The sequence below is a fragment of the Pollutimonas rozaliensis genome, assembly GCF_048751585.1.
Taxonomy (GTDB): domain Bacteria; phylum Pseudomonadota; class Gammaproteobacteria; order Burkholderiales; family Burkholderiaceae_B.
This window is the reverse complement of record NZ_JAZHOB010000073.1, coordinates 1-279: the sequence shown is the minus strand read 5'-3', so window position 1 is coordinate 279 and position 279 is coordinate 1. Positions and strand designations below refer to the sequence as shown.

Below are 279 nucleotides of genomic sequence, written 5' to 3'. Positions count from 1 at the left end.
AGTAACCACAACACTATCCGCCTAAGGCGAGTTAATATCGAAAGCACTCACAATCCTACTTACATCATGACAACATCAAATTGCTCTTGTACATACAAAGGTTCCGCTTGAATACGAACTTGCTTACCAATAAACACCTCTAATTCCGCAAGTGAGTCAGACTCATCCCCTTGCAAGGTATCCGCGACGGCCGGTGAGGCATACACGACAAATTTATCGGCGTCATAAGCACGATTCACTCGGGTAATTTCACGTAAAATTTCAAAACAGACCGTCTCA

At 43.7% G+C, this 279-nt stretch carries 1 pseudogene; it reads right to left on the bottom strand.

Annotation, left to right across the window (positions count from 1 at the left end):
• Positions 1-59: 59 nt before the first annotated feature.
• Positions 60-279 (bottom strand): annotated as a pseudogene (locus tag V0R37_RS22020) (hypothetical protein); the annotation flags it as partial.